The 17,931-nt window shown below is 44.9% G+C and carries 14 protein-coding genes; 3 read left to right on the plus strand and 11 right to left on the minus strand.

Annotation, left to right across the window (positions count from 1 at the left end; all coding sequences use genetic code 11):
- Positions 1-56: 56 nt before the first annotated feature.
- The 11 genes from ftsZ to RAH45_RS11035 all read right to left on the minus strand — a co-directional run bounded on the left by ftsZ (position 57) and on the right by RAH45_RS11035 (position 14,577).
- A complete protein-coding gene (ftsZ, locus tag RAH45_RS10985) occupies positions 57-1,253 on the minus strand; it encodes a cell division protein FtsZ (protein ID WP_068403791.1) in 1,197 nt (398 codons plus the stop codon).
- 242 nt (positions 1,254-1,495) lie between these two features.
- Positions 1,496-2,788, minus strand: a complete 1,293-nt coding sequence (gene ftsA, locus RAH45_RS10990; protein WP_197488851.1) for a cell division protein FtsA — start codon at positions 2,786-2,788, stop codon at positions 1,496-1,498.
- A 195-nt stretch (positions 2,789-2,983) separates the two neighbouring features.
- Entirely contained in the window at positions 2,984-3,781 is a 798-nt protein-coding gene (locus RAH45_RS10995; RefSeq protein ID WP_068403787.1) for a cell division protein FtsQ/DivIB, read from the minus strand.
- A 479-nt stretch (positions 3,782-4,260) separates the two neighbouring features.
- A complete protein-coding gene (locus tag RAH45_RS11000; protein ID WP_227514909.1) occupies positions 4,261-5,382 on the minus strand; it encodes a D-alanine--D-alanine ligase in 1,122 nt (373 codons plus the stop codon).
- Positions 5,383-5,393: 11 nt separating this feature from the next.
- On the minus strand, positions 5,394-6,851 hold the full coding sequence (murC, locus tag RAH45_RS11005; RefSeq protein WP_068403785.1) for a UDP-N-acetylmuramate--L-alanine ligase: 1,458 nt from the start codon (positions 6,849-6,851) through the stop codon (positions 5,394-5,396).
- Positions 6,852-6,928: 77 nt separating this feature from the next.
- Positions 6,929-8,014, minus strand: a complete 1,086-nt coding sequence (murG, locus tag RAH45_RS11010) for an undecaprenyldiphospho-muramoylpentapeptide beta-N-acetylglucosaminyltransferase (protein WP_068403783.1) — start codon at positions 8,012-8,014, stop codon at positions 6,929-6,931.
- Positions 8,015-8,414: 400 nt separating this feature from the next.
- Complete coding sequence (gshB, locus tag RAH45_RS11015; protein WP_068403781.1) at positions 8,415-9,386, minus strand: glutathione synthase; 972 nt, start codon at positions 9,384-9,386, stop codon at positions 8,415-8,417.
- Positions 9,387-9,520: 134 nt separating this feature from the next.
- Positions 9,521-10,252, minus strand: coding sequence for an orotate phosphoribosyltransferase (gene pyrE / locus RAH45_RS11020; RefSeq protein ID WP_068403780.1), 732 nt, complete (start codon positions 10,250-10,252; stop codon positions 9,521-9,523).
- 76 nt (positions 10,253-10,328) lie between these two features.
- The gene (locus RAH45_RS11025) at positions 10,329-11,315 is read right to left on the minus strand and encodes a hypothetical protein (protein WP_068403778.1); all 987 of its coding nucleotides are present in this window, start codon (positions 11,313-11,315) and stop codon (positions 10,329-10,331) included.
- 61 nt (positions 11,316-11,376) lie between these two features.
- Positions 11,377-12,234 (minus strand): NAD-dependent epimerase/dehydratase family protein, encoded by an 858-nt coding sequence (locus RAH45_RS11030; protein ID WP_068403776.1) that lies wholly within the window; start codon positions 12,232-12,234, stop codon positions 11,377-11,379.
- Positions 12,235-12,315: 81 nt separating this feature from the next.
- Positions 12,316-14,577: an Lnb N-terminal periplasmic domain-containing protein gene (locus RAH45_RS11035; RefSeq protein ID WP_227514908.1), complete on the minus strand. Its 2,262-nt coding sequence runs from the start codon at positions 14,575-14,577 to the stop codon at positions 12,316-12,318.
- A gap of 208 nt (positions 14,578-14,785) precedes the next feature.
- On the opposite strand from RAH45_RS11035, the gene ampD reads away from it, so the two are divergent.
- From ampD to RAH45_RS11050, 3 genes are all read left to right on the plus strand, one after another.
- Positions 14,786-15,400 (plus strand): 1,6-anhydro-N-acetylmuramyl-L-alanine amidase AmpD, encoded by a 615-nt coding sequence (gene ampD, locus RAH45_RS11040; RefSeq protein ID WP_068403774.1) that lies wholly within the window; start codon positions 14,786-14,788, stop codon positions 15,398-15,400.
- Between the two features lie 154 nt (positions 15,401-15,554).
- Positions 15,555-17,105 (plus strand): murein biosynthesis integral membrane protein MurJ, encoded by a 1,551-nt coding sequence (gene murJ, locus RAH45_RS11045; protein ID WP_068403772.1) that lies wholly within the window; start codon positions 15,555-15,557, stop codon positions 17,103-17,105.
- A 143-nt stretch (positions 17,106-17,248) separates the two neighbouring features.
- The gene (locus tag RAH45_RS11050; protein WP_068403771.1) at positions 17,249-17,905 is read left to right on the plus strand and encodes a hypothetical protein; all 657 of its coding nucleotides are present in this window, start codon (positions 17,249-17,251) and stop codon (positions 17,903-17,905) included.
- The last annotated feature ends 26 nt before the right edge of the window (positions 17,906-17,931 follow it).

Raw genomic sequence — 17,931 nt, forward strand, 5'->3', positions numbered from 1 at the left:
AGTATCGAAATACTGGCTTTTTTATCCAAACTATCTAACGATTGCTTTGTTAAAGACTATTTATTCTGTTGACGCTTAAGGTAGTCTTGAATGCTGTTGGTTTTAGTTTTAGGCTGTTCTTGCGTCACATTTGCGCGTACGGGGCTTTCTTGATACTGCGCTTGGGCTTGCTTTTGGCTGTTTAGCGCACTGGTATGCAAGTTCGGATCAACAGGCTGGGTACTATTAACAGAAGGTACTGGCTGCTCCACGACTTCAGGCTCTTGACCCGCATTTTCATCTAAGGTCAGACCCGTTGCGATAACCGTCACATGCAAATCATCACCCATTTTTTCATCAATAACAGAGCCGTAGAAAATATGGGCATCGTCGATATCGGTGATTTCTTCAACGATAACACTGATTTTGCTCATCTCATCGAGTGATAATGACTCAGATGAAATAACGTTAACGAGTAAGCCTTTGGCATTCTCTAAACGTAAATCATCAAGTAACGGCGATCTAATGGCTTTTTCGGTTGCTTGACGCGCACGATCATCGCCACTAGCACGTCCAATCCCCATCATAGCATGACCTTTAGCAGTCATTGCGGTGCGAATGTCATTAAAGTCAATGTTAATCATACCTTCGCTAGCGATGGTTTCTGCAATACCTTGTACCGCATGCAATAAAACGTCATCGGCCTTTTTGAAAGCATCCTGCATAGAGATGTTGCCGTAGACGCTCATAAGCTTATCATTAGGAATCGTAATGATTGAGTCAACGAAATTGGTCAACTGCTCAATACCTGCTTTGGCAGCCTTAATACGCTTACCACCTTCAAACTTAAACGGCGTCGTCACAACCGCTACAGTCAAGACTTCCATTTCTTTGGCAATACGCGCAACCACTGGCGCCGCACCCGTACCTGTACCACCGCCCATACCTGCGGTAATGAACACCATATCTGAATGCTCGAGTAACGCACGGATGGCTTCTTCATCTGCTTCTGCCGCTTCACGGCCGACTTCTGGGTTTGCCCCTGCGCCAAGACCGCGGTTGGTTTTGGCACCAAGCTGCAATTTATGCGGCGCTGTAAGACGATCGAGCGCTTGTTTATCGGTATTGGCACAGACAAATGTTACACCTCTAATCCCTTGTTGTACCATATGCTCAACCGCATTACCGCCGCCGCCGCCCACACCGAATACAGTGAAGCTTGCCTGGCCGTTACTTTGAAGCTGATTATCATCTGGCATGGTGTATTTTGACATAAAAAGATTTCTCCAGTTGCAGATAGCGTGATGGTCGATACGTAGTAACACACTCATAGGGCGCGCTATCGACTTACTATATATAAACGTATTTAATTAAAACAGGGCAATGGCTTAAATAGTCATGCGTTGCCAATGTATGCCGTTATGGTACAGGGTGCTGCTATTAATCTGTTTGCTTATTATGCTGTGACTTACTCTTCTCTGCTTAACGCTTAACAGAAGCAAATTTGCCAGCAGAATTATAATATCTTTTTGAGTACACTGGCAAAACGTTGTCCGGCACTTTGAAAAACACCCTTCACGCGACTTTTTTGAATCGCTTCTGGCTCACTTTTTTCACTACGACGAAATTGCTCGCTCTGACTATATAGTAAGGTACCAAATGCGGTTTGATAAGCGCGATCATTGACCTGCATATTCAGCTGTTTGAACGATTCATCATTGTCAAAGTGATTATAAGCGCTAATCGCAGGATGGGTATTGGTCAATACTACTGGCATTTTTAGCAATTTTTTGGCAAAAGGTATCATGCCTTTAATAGAACTGCCGCCGCCTGAGAGTACCAACCCTTTATCAATATAGCCTAACAAGTCGGCGTCGTGTAATTGGCGTACCACTTCGGTAAATATTTGCTCATAGCGCGCTTCGATAATGCGCGCTAGATTATAAGTACCGATATTAATCTCGTCACCTGAGCCTTGCGGCTTAAAAAGAAAGAACGAGCTGGGATCGACGCTATTGACATCGACCGTGCCGTGCGTTTTTTTAAGGCGCTCAGCTTCTATCATTGAGATACCAACATCGGCTGAAATGTCCATCGTCACTTCATGGCTACCCGTGGCAATACAATGGGTAAAAATCAGCTTATTTTCTTTATAGACGCAAATACTGGTGGTACTGGCACCAATATCGACCAAACAAACCCCTTGCTGGCGCTCATCGGGCATCAAGCTATATTCTGCGCTGGTCACCGCATCAAAAACAATGTGGTCGATACCGACGTCACAGCTTTGCAAAAGTTTTTGAATATTCTGACGGCTAGAGACAGGCATCATCATCATATGATACATGACGGTGATATTGTGGGCGACCATGTCAATGGCATCGTCAACCATAAACTCTTGATTGTCGATATAAATACCTTGTTGGCAACAATGCATCAAATAATAATCAGGCGACAAATCTTGTGACTTAGCATTGGATAACGCTTGCACCATATCTTGGGCACGGACAACTTCGTCTTCTACCCTAACATCTCCGGCACTGTTTTTACTTAACAGCTCAGGAGTCGCTAAGGTCAGCCAAACGCTATGCACGCGGCAATTGGCAGTGTCTTCAGCTTCTTGAATCGCTTGTCTGATAGCGCCTTGTAAGCGTTCGCGATGCTTTATCTGACCTTGATAGAAGTCGTTATTTTTAACTTGCCCCACACCCATAATACGTATGTCTTTTGCAGACACAACATTACCAATAACGACATAGACTGCCGTGGCACTTAAATGGACAACAACCAGATTTTCAGTATTTTTCATGGTACCAGACAAATTATCGCTAAACAGGAGAGCAAATGATGTCTCCATTAAATCATTGAAAAATGCGTTATGATCACGCGGTCATATTATCAGTAAACTCTCTTTATCAAGAAGCAAACGGGTATTGGAAATCGATTGCTTTCTTAATTTATGGTGCTTTATTTTTATTGCTTAGTATGATTTTACGATGCTATTTTATGGCGGTGTTTCACCATCTTTTGGGGGCGCCAAATTCCATGCGATAGTAAATCCATTTTTATAACGAAGATCGACGGACTGCATTTCATCGCGGCGATTACTTAATTGATTACCAAGCAGTTGACTTAAATTCAACAGTTTTTGCGCAGTGTTTTCATTGTCAACGATAACACGTAAGCCATTATCAAAGCGAATCAGCCACGTCATTCTTGGCGATAAAATGATATCCTCAACTTGCATATCGAGCGGTGCATACCAGTCGTTAACTTGTTGCATCTGTTGCATAATAACTGGCGCTTGCGCTATATCGCCTTGCAGCGTCGCAAATTGCTCTTGCGTCAGCTCTCTACTATCAGCCGGCACAAAAACCGCGCCTTTCGCATCAACTAAACGCTCGGTACCAAAATTTGCCACGGCCTGTTTTGGTAGCGCTTTCACGACAATACCTTGTTGCCAGTCACGGCTGATACTGACTTGGTCAACCCAAGCAAGACCGGTAGAGATATCTCTGAGCGCCTGCAAATCAGAGGTAAAAAAACTGCTCACGCTCTGTTGGTTCATCACTTGTTGTAACGCACGATATTGCGCTACGGTCAGCCCTCTATCGTCGACATGAATAGCGGCAGGCGGTGCATCACGCAATGCTTTACCGCCCATGACCAATATCAGCACCAGCAAACCTAACACCAACACTGTGAAAAAATATCTGAGCATAGAGGGTATTTGCAAATTAGATTTAGGGCGCGAGGTGTTATCACTCATCAAGTCAGCGATGTCATTGACAGTTTGAGTCATAATACACGTCGTCCCTATTTTTGCTTAAACTATTTGCATAACGCCAATAGTGCTTATTATTAATGGTAAATCTGCTAATCGGTACAGCAATCGATGAAACTGCCATATTATCAATTTATTTGTCTAAAACGAGCGATAAAGCTCAGTTAGGCGCATTAAAACGTAACATTTTTCTTATTTAATGAATAACTTAAAGAAATTTGCATAAATAACCATAAATATCACTAATATAGACCAATAATTACAATATTAACGTATTTTACGTTTAAACAATAGCCTAACCCTTACTACTAACAACGAATTTACACAAGTTTACACGAAGCTGTGTTATAGCAGGGCTAGCGATACATTTGTCTGTATTAGACAGCGCTATTAATGATTAAATATATCGCTGATCAAATAGAACTTATGATCAAATAGAGCTTATATAGTCAATTTAAAAACCATTCACACAATTTTATATGTGGCTAAATGCCTAACTATAAAGTTTGCGCTAGAATATGCCAGCATAAAGCATCAAAATCCATACCGCGAGCTTTGGCAGCCATTGGCACTAAACTATGACTGGTCATACCCGGCACGGTATTAATCTCGAGTAGCCAAAAGTTGCCTGCTTCGTCTTGCATCGCATCAATACGTCCCCAGCCTTTAGCATCGACAGCACGGAATGCCGCCAAGCTCAAATCTTGCAAGTGCTTTTCATCCGCAGTACTTAGCCCACAAGGTATGTAGTAGCTGGTATCGTTACGATTGTATTTGGCTTCAAAATCATAGAAGTTGGTGATATCAGCAGGCTCAAGGCGAATAACCGGATAAGCTTCGTCATCGATAATAACAATGGTAAATTCGCGCCCAGTAATCCAGCGCTCAGCCATCACCGCGTCACCGCACTGCACCGCCGTTGCATAAGCGGCAGGCAATTCATCGAGGTTATTAACTTTGGTCATACCAATGCTTGAGCCTTCATGGACTGGTTTGATAATCAGCGGCAAGCCAAGCATATTCACCACTTGCTGCCAGTCGGTATCCGCGGTTAACAATGAAAATGGCGCGGTTGATAAGCCGCAGCCTTGCCAAAGCTGCTTGGTGCGGACTTTATCCATTCCAAGCGCTGATGCCAAAATACCTGAACCAGTTTGCGGAATATTAAACCATTGCAGCACGCCTTGTAGCAGACCGTCTTCGCCGCCGCGACCATGCAAGACATTAAAAACGCGATCAAACTTACGTAGCTCGGTAATATCTTGATCTTTTGGGTCAAAATGAGTGGCATCAACACCTTGGTTTTGTAGCGCTTTTAATACGGCAGCCCCACTGTCTAATGACACGCTGCGCTCGTTGCTACTGCCGCCACAAATGACGGCAACTTTACCAAACTGACTGGCGTCTTTGACTTTGCTGTTTGCGATGCTAGGAACGGCCTTATCGTTTTGCTCATGACTTGCAGCATTATCTTGCTGTGCTTGTGCCGCCGCTGCTAACGCCAGATCTGGATTGACAATCGTAGCTTTAGCGTCTGCATTGATACTTTTATCAATGTTGCTTTCATTTTTTTGCTGATTGTTTTCTTGTTTAATGTTTTCTTGGTTATTAATAGTCATGAGTCTTATTCCTAAAATTCTTTTGCGGCTTGTTTGATATATAGATTATTAGCGGCCAATTCGACTGCTATTTGTCCGACATTTCCTGCCCCTTGGGTGATTAGCATGTCATTGGCTTTGAGCAAACGCTGCATGACCGGGGCGATATTAGCTTTATCGATAATCGTTGGCTCAACGGCGCCGCGCAAACGGATACTGCGTGCCAAGGCTTTGGTATCAGCGCCCGCAATCGGAGTTTCACCAGCAGGATAAACGTCCAATAACAACAACTCATCAACGCTTGAAAGCACTTCGACAAAATCATCAAAGCAATCACGCGTACGGCTATAGCGGTGCGGCTGGAACATCATGACTAAGCGGCGCTCAGGGAAGCTTTGACGCGCCGCTTTTATAGTGGCATCGACTTCTCTTGGATGGTGACCATAATCATCAATCAGCAAGACGTTACCATCGTCTATCTCTACAGACGCTTGCTGCTCAAAGCGGCGACCGACACCGGCAAATTTTTGTAGGGCGCGGGTAATTGCTTCATCGTCGACGCCTTCGTCGGTTGCCATGGTAATAGCAGCCAGTGCATTATAAACGTTGTGTACACCGGGGATATTCAAAGTCAGACGTAATGGCTCGCGATCACGGCGTAGCACGGTAAAGTGAGTTTTTGTACCTTCGCTGACCAAATCAACCGCCTGTACATCGTTAAACGGCTCAAGCCCAAAGGTTAATACCGGACGCCCGATGTCATCAATCATAGCGTACAATTCAGGGTCGTCACCGCAGACCACCGCTAAACCATAAAACGGCATATTTTGTAAAAACTGGATATAAGCGGCTTTTAATTTATCAAAACTGTTGCCATAGGTTTCCATATGGTCTTGATCAATATTGGTGACAATCGCCGCCATCGGATGCAAAGTTAAAAACGACGCATCAGATTCATCGGCTTCGGCAATTAAATAACGGCTGCTACCAAGCGCGGCATTTTTACCAGAAGCATTTAATTTACCACCAATGACATAAGTCGGATCGAGCTTACCTTCTGCCATCATCGTCGTCAGCAGACTGGTGGTGGTGGTTTTACCATGCGCGCCCGCTACAGCGATACCATGACGATAGCGCATCAACTCGCCGAGCATATCTGCACGGCGTACCACAGGCAGACGCGCTTCAAGCGCTGCCTTTACTTCAGGGTTGCTACGGTCGATGGCAGATGAGACGACGATGACATCGGCATTGGCGATATTTTTGGAATCATGCCCAATCGCGATATCAATACCAATCTGTGCTAGGCGCTTCGTCACCAAGCTTTCAGCAATATCCGAACCACTGACTGTATAACCTTGATTGTTCATCACTTCAGCGATACCACACATCCCCGAGCCACCAATGCCAACAAAATGCAAATGCTGGATACGGCGCATTTCTGGTATTTCAATCAAACGTTTGGTTAAAGATTTAGCAGAGGTCGGCATAGGGTTTTCTCTTTATTGAAGACGAACAAATTTGGTTAATAATAAGTAATAAAAATAATAAACAAAACAATCAGTTTTTATAACGCTTGCCAGATAATATCGGCAACTCGCTGACAAGCTTGACGATTGGCAAGCGCATGGCCTTTTTCTGCCATTTCCAAACAAGCGCGTCTATCTAGCATATTGAGCTCATTACTCAGCTTGTTAGGAGTTAGCTCGCTTTGTGGCAACAAAATCCCTGCTTGGTGCTCGGTCAAGGTGCGCGCATTGGCGGTCTGATGATCATCAACGGCGCTTGGTAGCGGGACAAATATTGCCGCTATCCCAACATTTTGAATTTCCGTCACCGTCAATGCCCCCGCTCGACAAACCACGATATCAGCCCAATTATACGCCGCTGCCATATCATCGATGAATGGCTGCACAGTAAACTGATGAGCGCTTAACGCTTCACTATCATACGCCGCTTGCGTAGCGGTTTCATTATCGCGTCCACATTGATGACGCACCTCAAACGGACGGTCAAGCAAAGCCAATGCTTTTGGCAGCGTCTCATTTAACACTTGCGCGCCAAGCGAACCACCAACCACCAACAGTTTAAGCGGCGAGTTATCATTAACATCGTAACGCACACTAGGCTCGGCAACTCCGCTAATAGCATTGCGCACGGGATTTCCCACCGTTTCAATCTTGCTATCATGCTGGCTATTCGCAAAGGTATTCTCAAACGCTTGCATGACCTTGGTCGCCATCTTGGCCAAATAGCGATTGCTCATGCCTGCAATGGCATTTTGTTCATGGATAATTAGCGGCGTTTTGGTTAAGCGCGCCGCAATACCGCCGGGCGCGGTGACATATCCGCCAAAACCAACAACCACATCAATCTGATTGCCACGGATGACTTTGATCGCCGCCATCGTCGCTGACAACAAATTAACCGGTAACTTAAGCAAGCGCCCTACGCCTTTACCGCGCAGCCCTTGCATATCAATCGCATGAAAAGGATAGCCAGTCGGTGCAACCAAGCGATTTTCCATGCCATGTGGCGTACCCAGCCAGTGAATAACAGCGCCGCGCTTGGTCAATTCTTCGCTAACTGCTAGCGCTGGAAATACATGCCCGCCTGTCCCCGCAGCCATCATTAATATATGCGGTGTTTTCATGAACGTCTGCCTATCTTTTCTTTATGTATATGAAAGACTTATTATCTTTTGATTGCGCTATCTATCGAACCAAAACAGCCTTATAAAAGCCCGCATAGTATAGTGTAAATCGCTGCCGGATAGACAGCATTTTGTGCCGTATGAATAATAAAAATCCAAGCCGTGATTCATCGCGGCTTGGCTTTTATAAATTCACTTAACAGGTCAAAAAATCATTTTTCATGATTTTTTATCACTTTTTAAAAGTGCTATTAAGAGATACGGTCTATCATTATAGCTTAGCACACTGTTTTTTAAGTATTGTGCACATAGCTTAGTGATAAATTACTCTATCCTTACGGCGTTGCCTAAACTTATCGTTTAAAGGCTTTATTTAGACCAATACTTTAGAATAAATAGCTTAAACAGCCAGTTTTTTCTCGATAGCGACAATAAAGTCAGTTGCAATATCAGTACCGCATTGGTCATCAATCTCACGCACACAGGTTGGACTGGTGACGTTAATTTCAGTGATACGGCCACCGATTAAGTCTAAACCGACGAACATTAGCCCTTTTTCTTTGACAATCGGTGCCACTACCTCTGCTACTTGGCGCTCGATATCGGTGAGCGGCATCGCAACCCCACTACCACCGGCGGCAAGATTTCCGCGCGTCTCACCTTTTACCGGGATACGCGCCAAGCTATAATCGACCACTTCACCATCGACGATTAACACACGCTTATCACCTTGCTTAATCTCTGGCAAATAACGCTGCGCCATAATAGGTAGCGTCTCAAGTTCCGTTAAAATCTCCAGCGTCACGCCGATATTCGGACTGTCAGCGGTCAAACGGAAGATGCCCGTACCGCCCATACCATCTAATGGCTTAACGATAACGTCTTGCTGCTCAGCGATAAATTGACGAATATGCGCCTGTTTACTGGTCACAATCGTTGGGCTCATATAATCGCTAAACCACGTCGCAAACAGCTTCTCATTACAATCACGAATCGCTTGTGGGTCATTCACCACCAACACGCCTGCGGCTTTAGCATGATCAAGCATATAAGTGGCATAAATAAAGCGCATGTCAAACGGCGGATCTTTACGCATCAAAATCACATCATAGTCGCTGACTGGCGCTGTCGCTTTATCCCCTAACGCATAAAAATCCTCGGGGTCACGCTTGACTGTCACCGGCTGGCTATCGACCATCAATTGCCCACGGTCTAGCCATAAATCATGAATCTGACAGTAGCCAAGGCTGTGCCCACGGTCTTGCGCCGACCACATCATCGCCAGCGTGGTATCTTTTTTATAATTGACCAGCTCAATTGGATCCATAATGACCAGTATTTTTAACGATTTTTTTTGTTGTTCTTGGCTCATGATAAGGCTCACTTTCGTTATAGTATTAATTATTTAAGCAAACATCTCAAAGACATTGAGGACATAGCGTATGGCTCAAATGTCACTTAAACTTTATTTAAACATGACCTGAGTGCAGCCACATTTGCGATAAATTATACGCCGTACTGGGCGCGGTAATGCTGCATTTTTGCAAGCTGGGCAGCATCTTTATCTGTGCTACTTCCTGCTAAGTAGCTGATTAAATCGTCAATATCGACCAAGGCACGTACCGGCACGTCTAGGGTTTCTGCCAACTCTTGAATAGCAGAGCGCTCCGCTAAACCTTTTTCTTTACGGTCAAGCGCAACGATAATACCAGCCACCCTGGCGCCCGCTTGCTCCAAAATCTCAACCACTTCGCGCATTGCCGTACCAGCGGTAATCACATCATCAAGCACCCAGACGGCCTTGCCACTGACATCAGCGCCGACTAAATTACCACCTTCGCCATGGGTTTTGGCTTCTTTACGGTTATAGCCCCATTTAGCATTGATGCCATGGTGTAGCCATAACGCTTGTGCGGTTGCGGCGACAAAGGGTATGCCTTTATAAGCCGCTCCAAAAATGACCAGCTCTTGCTCATTTGTACCATTATCACTAGCTGCCATTTGTTCAGCCATCTTTTCCGCTAAGGCATCGGCATAACCACGGGCTAATAACGATAACATCTCACCTGACGCCAGCAAACCTGCATTAAAAAAGTATGGACTAATACGTCCAGACTTAAGCACAAACTCGCCAAATTTTAAGACCTGATTGTCTAAAGCCAATTGGATAAATTGATGCGATGAAAATGAGGCGTTTTGTGCATGTTGAGCGTTATTAAGCGTGGCGGCATTCAGCATAGGGTCTTCCTATCAGCAAAGAAAAATGAAAATTGAACAATCAAAAAGTTGTGCAAGGCATTATAGTCGCGTCGGCTTAACTTGACCAACCGTTGATATCATAATCTTGCATATTCGCATAACGCGTCAATAATCCGCAGCGCGATGAGATAGTAAAGTAGCATTGCCCATCGTGACTGACTTGTATGTCCCAGCCTAAATGATAGGCAGCAACGATAATATGCCCCGTAAATAAGCGCACTTGACGATAAGCATGGCGCTGTGCGGGCTCAAACACTATTTGACTGAGCAAATAACTACGCAGATGCTGACAAATTTGCGCCGCGCTGTAGCTGTGATTGATGGTTCTGCGCGTACCGCATTGCTTTAAAGCATGGACGGCGACACTACAAGCCATAATATCGGTCGCCAAACTGCCCGCGCCGCTGTCAAATTGCTGCGGCTGCAATACCACTTGCCAATCGTCAGCATAGACGCTATTAAGCAGCTCATCAGGATTATAACGTCTGGTCAATGCTCGTAGGGATTCTGTCTTTAAAGGCTTATTAATATTATTATCAATATTTATGCTATCGACACTCGCAAACCCATAACGTGTCAGCTTTGGGTATGCCTGTAGCGCGCGCTGAATATCTGCCATATCAAGCAACGTCATATCAGTCAATGGCGATAATAACGGCTGATCGCTATGATTGTGATAAAAACTCTCGGGCAACTCAATCAGCTTTGCCGCACTGAGCAGTGATAAATGCTCGGCCAATGCTTCTGAAGCCACTAGCGCCCATTTCGATAAGCGGTCCGTCTTAGGCTGATAAAAACGTGCCGAGCTGCCATATAAGCGGCGCAGCTGACCATTTAAGCGCCGCGCAGGCTCTGGAATATCAGTCAATGGCCGAGCAGGATCGAGTGGCAAACGCTTAGGATCAAAATTAGGATGGACAATCGCCGGCTGCTGACTATTTGCTAAATGAGCGGACTGCTCAGCATAACCTTCTGCAAATTGCTCCTCTGCCATAGAATCAGCACTGGATAAACCATCGTCAGAAGTAGAATGCTGAGTCATAGATGTTCCCTAGGCTTACCAATTTAAAAGATGTAAAAATAAAAGCAATCAAACAGTCATTTTACTTTTGATGTTGTTTTTGCTCTTGATGCTGCAAAATATCTCGATAACCTGCTTGCCAATCAGGATAGTCCAGCCACGCTAACGAAATATTGCTATGCAAACGTTTTCCCGTTACTTTCGTTTTTGAATTATCCATAGCAGGCGGCTTTGCATCTATTTGTTCACTTAACCAAGTGCTCAGCTCAAAAGTGGTGACTGGTGCATAATCAGTAGCGATATAAAGTGGTTTTGGCGTGCCTATGGTCATGACATTGGCAATAATAGTAACCAAATCACGATCCATAATGCGATTGCTCCAGTGCGCTGCTGCCACTGGCTCTTTTTGTTCCTCGCGGGCTTTACACAGCCGCATCAGGCGCTCGCGTCCATAAATACCACTCGGGCGAATGATAATCGCCTTATTACCGAAACCTTGTTGCAATACTTGTTCTGCTTGCAATATCACTTGCGAAGCTTCACGCTCTGGCGTTACAGGGGCGGTATTTTCATCAATCCATGCGCCATTATCCTGCCCATAGATACCCGTTGATGAGATAAAAACAACGCGCGTAAGGTTGGTTAGTTTATCCGCCAATGTTGCCAAATGCTGGCTGATGGCTAAGTAACTGTCATGATAACCGCTGGTCGAATAGTCATCAGGGGTGACGATAATCGCTATCGCAGTAAAGTCTTGCAGCTGCTCAGCGCTGAGCGTTAACGCATCGGCTTGCAAAAACTTAGCTGAATCATGGATATCATAATGATGACGCTCACGGCGTGCCAGCCCCATGACGTTTAGGCCGTCTTGAGCGAGCTTATTGGTGACGGGTAAGCCGATATCACCTTGACCAATAATTAGTAAATTTTGCGTACTCATCATTTATCCTTTGTTCGATAACTGCTTGTGAGGACTGTCTATTAAAACCTTTATTAATAAAACGGCTTTTCATAAAAGATGCTAAAAATAGCGTCTATACGACAGCTGTATGTCTTCTTTGGCATCGATACGATCTTGCCATTCGTAGTTGGCATTGATACGTAACGCTTGTTTTTTATCAATATCGTATTGCAGCCCTAACGTCGATATCGGCTGCCAATAATGCCCACGGGCATTAGACTCGTCGCTGCTGCCATGATACCAATATGGCAGTTGCAATTCAGCCTGCGCACGTAACTGATTGTTAATCTGATAACGGCAACCAGCATTGACGCCTGCGCCGACACGATAGCCTTTATTAATACCGCGGCCTGCTTGCGCCGTACCTGCCAAGAATGTATAGCATAGCTGCGGCGGCATCTCGCCTGTGCCCGCGCTAGGGGTGCCAAACGCCCATGACCAACCCGTCTCATAGCCCAAACTGCCGACTAAATGATCGCTACCCTCTTGCTGTGAGCCGTCATTTACGCGTGTCGCTTCGATACTTGCGCCCCAGGTTTTACCTTTTTTGGCAGAATTGACTGGATTGAACGAGCGACCGCGCACCAAGGTCACATTTTGCAAGACCACACTACTTGGATGATTGGCCTTATCATTATCGCTGTCATACAGACGCAAGGTTGCAGCCGCGCCTTCTAAATCAAAGAACTGCGGGAAACCTGACGGACGGTCAAGGGTATCGTGATAACCTGCGCGCACGCCTAAATCAATATAATTATTATCACCGCGCTGCCCTAGCCCGATAAATCCCAGTTGCAAGGGATGTCTGTCTATCGGATTGTTATCCGCTACTGTAATAAGCCGTGGGAGCAATGTCTGACCGTCAGCGGCTATGCTTGAGACAGCATTAGACTGAGCAGATTTAATCTCATTCAGCGTCTGCTTAGCACTATTATGATAGCCCAATTGCGCACGCTGCTCTTTAACCTTGTTTAACTGCGCTTGACGCAAGGTGCTATCGGCGGGCGTATAATTGGTGCTGGCAAGTAGATTTTCGCTATCGAGCAATTGCACGACATCTGAGGGAATAACCGCATAAGGCAGGCGGCTTAATAAATGCTGCTGCGGGCGTACTACATCAATCAAGCGTAAAATCTCAGACGCACAGTTATCAGTGGTAAAGTAATATGGCAACTTCAAATCCTTGATCTCCCAAACATGCAGCATAATTTGCTGCACTTCCGCTGGGGTCAAATCCAATTGATAGGTCCACGCATCGCGCTCATCTTCTTGCAGGTATTTCGCCAGCTTCTCCGGATATGGGTCAATTTCAATCAAATTGTCATAACCACCGCTCATCGATTTGATGGCATAGACCAAAAAGTTATCGCTTGAGTCGCCACCTACCGTATAATTTAACGCAACCGCATGATGAATTTGGCTTGGATCGGCAACGCTGGCTTTAGAGTCAATACGCAATAATGTATGAGCAAAGGCTGAAATAGGATTGTCTAAATATTCTTGTGCAAACATAATAGACAGCTGCTCAGGTGCCAGCTTTTGCATCCAGTCATTCAGCTCTGGACAGTCGGTTTGCAAGCCGCTTTTGTCGATATTGAGTGTATCAGTCAGCCATTGTACGCGCGCGGGAAAACGGCATAGTACTGAGCTTTGTACTGAATTTTGAGCGGTAGGATTAGAAAGCTTGCTATTAGCAGTCCTATTATCCGGAGTCGTAGCCATTTCGTCAGCAAGGGCAACGAGCAAGGCATCAAGCTCGGCCGCTGAATCATGCTGTCCATTTTTACTTAAGTAAAATGCATCATCATCAACGATACTGCTGTCTTTTTTCTTGCCGATTAGATTCCTTTGATCATCAAAGAAATATAATAACCGTCGCCATGTTATATGTTGGGCAAGATTTTTTACTTGTGCGTGCGCGCGCCATGATGCTAATAGCTGCTCTGTATCGGCGTTATTAATATTTTTAGTATGAGATGTAGAAGAAGCTACCTCTATCTTTGGGCTGTGACTTTCTTCGATGATATTATTTGTTTCGGCATTTGCTTTGGCAACAATGGGCTTCGTATAAGTCGATAATATTGGCTCAGCATTTTGTGATGTAGTGACCAAGTTGCTATCAATAGTTTCATTGGCATCCAGCGCCAACTCCCCTGTCGTCACAAGAGACGCGGGCGTTGGCAAAAACGCCTGTGCTTGCGAGGTCAGTAGCAGTCCAGCTATGGTAAGCGGCAAATGCGCTCGCCTGCCAATGTTTGTTGGCGTGTTTGTTGGCGTACAATCTAGCGCCAAAAGGTTCGAATATTTTGAATATATGGACATGAGTAACATCTCGCACTGTAGGGGTCAGACGCGTAACGCGTTAGAATTCTATCGAATTATTAGAGTGATATGATGTATCACTGTCTTAAAACATTTTAAACAACTTTTTTTAAAGGTTATTTTTAGTTAAATGCGCCATTTATTGATAATAAAATATAACTAATAGTATTTACTGCGCACTTATTATCACATTATAGAAGAGAGTATTATGTCCATAGCATCGCCAATGACTATCCATGCCGGTCGATTATCCGCTGCGACTTGGCTTGCCTCGCCCAACTTTAATAAACGTCCTGAAAATATCGCGATTGATGCTATCGTTATTCACAATATTAGCTTGCCGCCCAATGAGTTTGGCGCTTGTGATGCTGACGGTCTACATTATGTCAAAGCCTTGTTTACCAATCAATTAGACTGGGAGGCGCATCCATATTTTCAAACTATTAAAGGTGCAGAAGTCTCAGCACATTTATTTATAGAGCGAGATGGCGCGATTACCCAGTTTGTCGATTTTAACGAACGCGCGTGGCATGCTGGGCGCTCCAGCTACTTGGGTCGCCCTGAATGTAATGATTATAGCATTGGCATTGAGCTTGAAGGCTCAGATTTTGTGTCCTTTAGCGCGGCTCAATACGAAACACTTGCCAAAGTTATCGTCGCTATCTATGACGCTTATCCAAAAACTCGTAGGCATCTTACTGGTCATAGTGATATCGCGCCCGGTCGCAAAACTGACCCCGGTGATTATTTTGAATGGACAAAGTTGCGAGAGATGGTTACCCGCCATATTGCAAGTCAGTCATCACTTTACAACCAAGATTGAGTAAACACTCTTATTAAAATTTCTGTAAACGACAGATGTTATTCCACATTCAATCCATTTATCAGGACAATGAAAGTGCTATAATCCGTCAGTTTTTCAACAATGCTACATTAGCAAACAACCATCAGCAAACAAATTAGCAAAATAGGTTCTCATGGCAAAAAGTCGGTTATTTCGTTCAACCATGGTGGTCAGTAGTATGACCATGCTGTCGCGTATCTTAGGTTTGGTGCGTGATGTCGTCTTGTTAGGCGTCTTTGGCGCCGGCGGTCTGATGGACGCCTTTTTGGTCGCCTTTAAGATTCCCAACTTTTTACGCCGCCTATTTGCCGAAGGGGCCTTTAGCCAAGCGTTTGTTCCTGTACTGTCTGAATATAAAGAAAAATATAGTTTAGAGCAGGTACAGATTTTAGTCAGTCGCACGTCAGGGGCGCTATTGCTAGTATTATCAATGCTGACGGTCGTGGTGATATTAATCGCCCCTTGGGTAGTGACCTTATTTGCCCCAGGCTTTGCTGATCAGCCCGATAAATTTGCTATCACTGCTGAATTGCTGCGCCTAACCTTCCCTTATTTATTGTTTATTTCTATGACCGCTTTTGCCAGCGGTATTTTACAAAGCTACGGGCGTTTTGCCGCGCCCGCCTTTGCGCCTGTTTTGCTAAATCTATGTATGATTGGTGGTGCTCTAGTGTTTGCGCCGATGTTTGATGTGCCTATTATGGCGCTGGGTTATTCCGTCGCTATCGCAGGTTTATTGCAGTTATTGATACAACTACCACAGCTCTCGCAACAAAAACTACTGGTCGCCCCAAAAATAGACTTTCAACACGAAGGCGTGCGCCGTATTTTGAAATTGATGCTGCCGGCTATTTTTGGCGTTTCTGTCACCCAGATTAATTTGCTGCTCAACACCGTATTTGCCTCATTAATGATTGGCGGTTCGGTTTCTTGGTTATATGCTGCTGAGCGTATGAGCGAGTTGCCACTTGGCTTAATTGGGGTGGCAATCGGTACGGTTATTTTACCAAGTCTATCGAAAAGTGAAGCGCAAAAAGACGACGTCAGCTTCAAAAAGACCATCGACTGGGCAGCGCGCTTAATTATTTTGGTCGGCGTACCGGCATCGGCAGCACTGTTTATACTCTCTGACGTACTCATGCAAGCGCTGTTTTTACGTGGCGAATTTACCCTACGCGATGCACAAATGAGCTCACTGGCGCTAAAAAGCATGGCAGGCGGCATCTTAGGTTTTATGTTAATTAAAATCTTCGCGCCCGCCTTTTTTGCCCGTCAAGACACCAGAACGCCAGTCAGAATCGGTATTATCTCCGTCTTTGCCAATATGATTTTTAGTGTGATTTTTATCGGTATCTTTTATTTCTTAGATATGCCGCTACATGGTGGTTTGGCATTGGCAACGACGGGTGCGGCATTTGTGAACGCAGGCTTGTTATATTACTTCTTGCATAAGCGCGAGATTTTCCGCTTTGGCAGTCATTGGAAAAAGCTGTTTGGCCAGTTTGGGCTTTCTACCGCCTCTATGGTTGCGGTGCTTTATGTCATGCTGCCCTATTTCCCAACCAATGATGCGCAGTGGAAACGTATCGTTGCGCTGCTGATTATGTGCGTCGTTGGTGCGGTGGTTTATGGCGTCGTGCTACTAGCAACAGGTTTCCGGCCGCGCCAGCTAAAGCATGGTTAAGCACTTATTATTAAGCATTTATTGTTAAGCCCTGAGTAGGGCTGTAACTTACCAAACCAAAACAAGCTAGGTATGAGAATTGACAGTGAATGCGGCTGATAGTTGCCATAATTACTACTAAATACATAATTTTGGGGACTAACATGACGATTAAATCATCAGCTTCACAGACAGCTTTATCAACAACCTTGTCACGCTTACCAAGCCTACTGACTGTTGGCATCTTGTCTACTGGACTACTTTTAAGTGGTTGTAGCAATAATGATAAGGGCGACACTGAGACTGCTGTCAATAATAATGAAGACACTACAGCAATCGCTGAAACATCTAATGACACTGTGACTGACGAAGCAAAATCAGTGGGTACGGATAATATGAGTGAAGATGCGCAAGTAACAGATAGCACTCAAGATAAAACCATCATCACGAGCGATACTATCAATCCAGTGGCCTCAGTGAACGATGACGCTAAGCAAAAAAGCTTGGTGACCAATCCAACTCAAAATGGCACGCCAGAAGATACGGTTAAAAAAGCGTTAGACAGTTTGTATTATGGCGACGCCAAACAAGCTGCAACGTATTATAAAGTTGATATGACAAACTTTGAGGAAGAGCTTGCCAAAACGCAATCCGCGTTTCAGCAAACCGTTGATGGGGTGACTTTTACTGATACTAAATACAACGATGATAAAACCCGTGCCACCATCATGGGTGAGATTATGTTAAGAGGTCAAAGTAAGCCTGCGCCATTGACTTATGAGCTACAAAAAATCGACGGCAAATGGAAGATTTTAGGATAAGGCATCTAGCTGCCATTCTCTAACCT

The organism is Psychrobacter sp. van23A (assembly GCF_030845275.1).
Taxonomy (GTDB): Bacteria; Pseudomonadota; Gammaproteobacteria; order Pseudomonadales; family Moraxellaceae; genus Psychrobacter; species Psychrobacter faecalis.

Excerpts from the sequence above, each read along its gene's own strand:
- ftsZ (WP_068403791.1), bottom strand. The coding sequence starts at position 1,253 with ATGTCAAAATACACCATGCCAGATGATAATCAGCTTCAAAGTAACGGC.
- ftsA (WP_197488851.1), bottom strand. The coding sequence starts at position 2,788 with ATGAAAAATACTGAAAATCTGGTTGTTGTCCATTTAAGTGCCACGGCA.
- RAH45_RS10995 (WP_068403787.1), bottom strand. The coding sequence starts at position 3,781 with ATGACTCAAACTGTCAATGACATCGCTGACTTGATGAGTGATAACACC.
- RAH45_RS11000 (WP_227514909.1), bottom strand. The coding sequence starts at position 5,382 with ATGACTATTAATAACCAAGAAAACATTAAACAAGAAAACAATCAGCAA.
- murC (WP_068403785.1), bottom strand. The coding sequence starts at position 6,851 with ATGCCGACCTCTGCTAAATCTTTAACCAAACGTTTGATTGAAATACCA.
- murG (WP_068403783.1), bottom strand. The coding sequence starts at position 8,014 with ATGAAAACACCGCATATATTAATGATGGCTGCGGGGACAGGCGGGCAT.
- gshB (WP_068403781.1), bottom strand. The coding sequence starts at position 9,386 with ATGAGCCAAGAACAACAAAAAAAATCGTTAAAAATACTGGTCATTATG.
- pyrE (WP_068403780.1), bottom strand. The coding sequence starts at position 10,252 with ATGCTGAATGCCGCCACGCTTAATAACGCTCAACATGCACAAAACGCC.
- RAH45_RS11025 (WP_068403778.1), bottom strand. The coding sequence starts at position 11,315 with ATGACTCAGCATTCTACTTCTGACGATGGTTTATCCAGTGCTGATTCT.
- RAH45_RS11030 (WP_068403776.1), bottom strand. The coding sequence starts at position 12,234 with ATGAGTACGCAAAATTTACTAATTATTGGTCAAGGTGATATCGGCTTA.
- RAH45_RS11035 (WP_227514908.1), bottom strand. The coding sequence starts at position 14,577 with ATGTCCATATATTCAAAATATTCGAACCTTTTGGCGCTAGATTGTACG.
- ampD (WP_068403774.1), top strand. The coding sequence starts at position 14,786 with ATGTCCATAGCATCGCCAATGACTATCCATGCCGGTCGATTATCCGCT.
- murJ (WP_068403772.1), top strand. The coding sequence starts at position 15,555 with ATGGCAAAAAGTCGGTTATTTCGTTCAACCATGGTGGTCAGTAGTATG.
- RAH45_RS11050 (WP_068403771.1), top strand. The coding sequence starts at position 17,249 with ATGACGATTAAATCATCAGCTTCACAGACAGCTTTATCAACAACCTTG.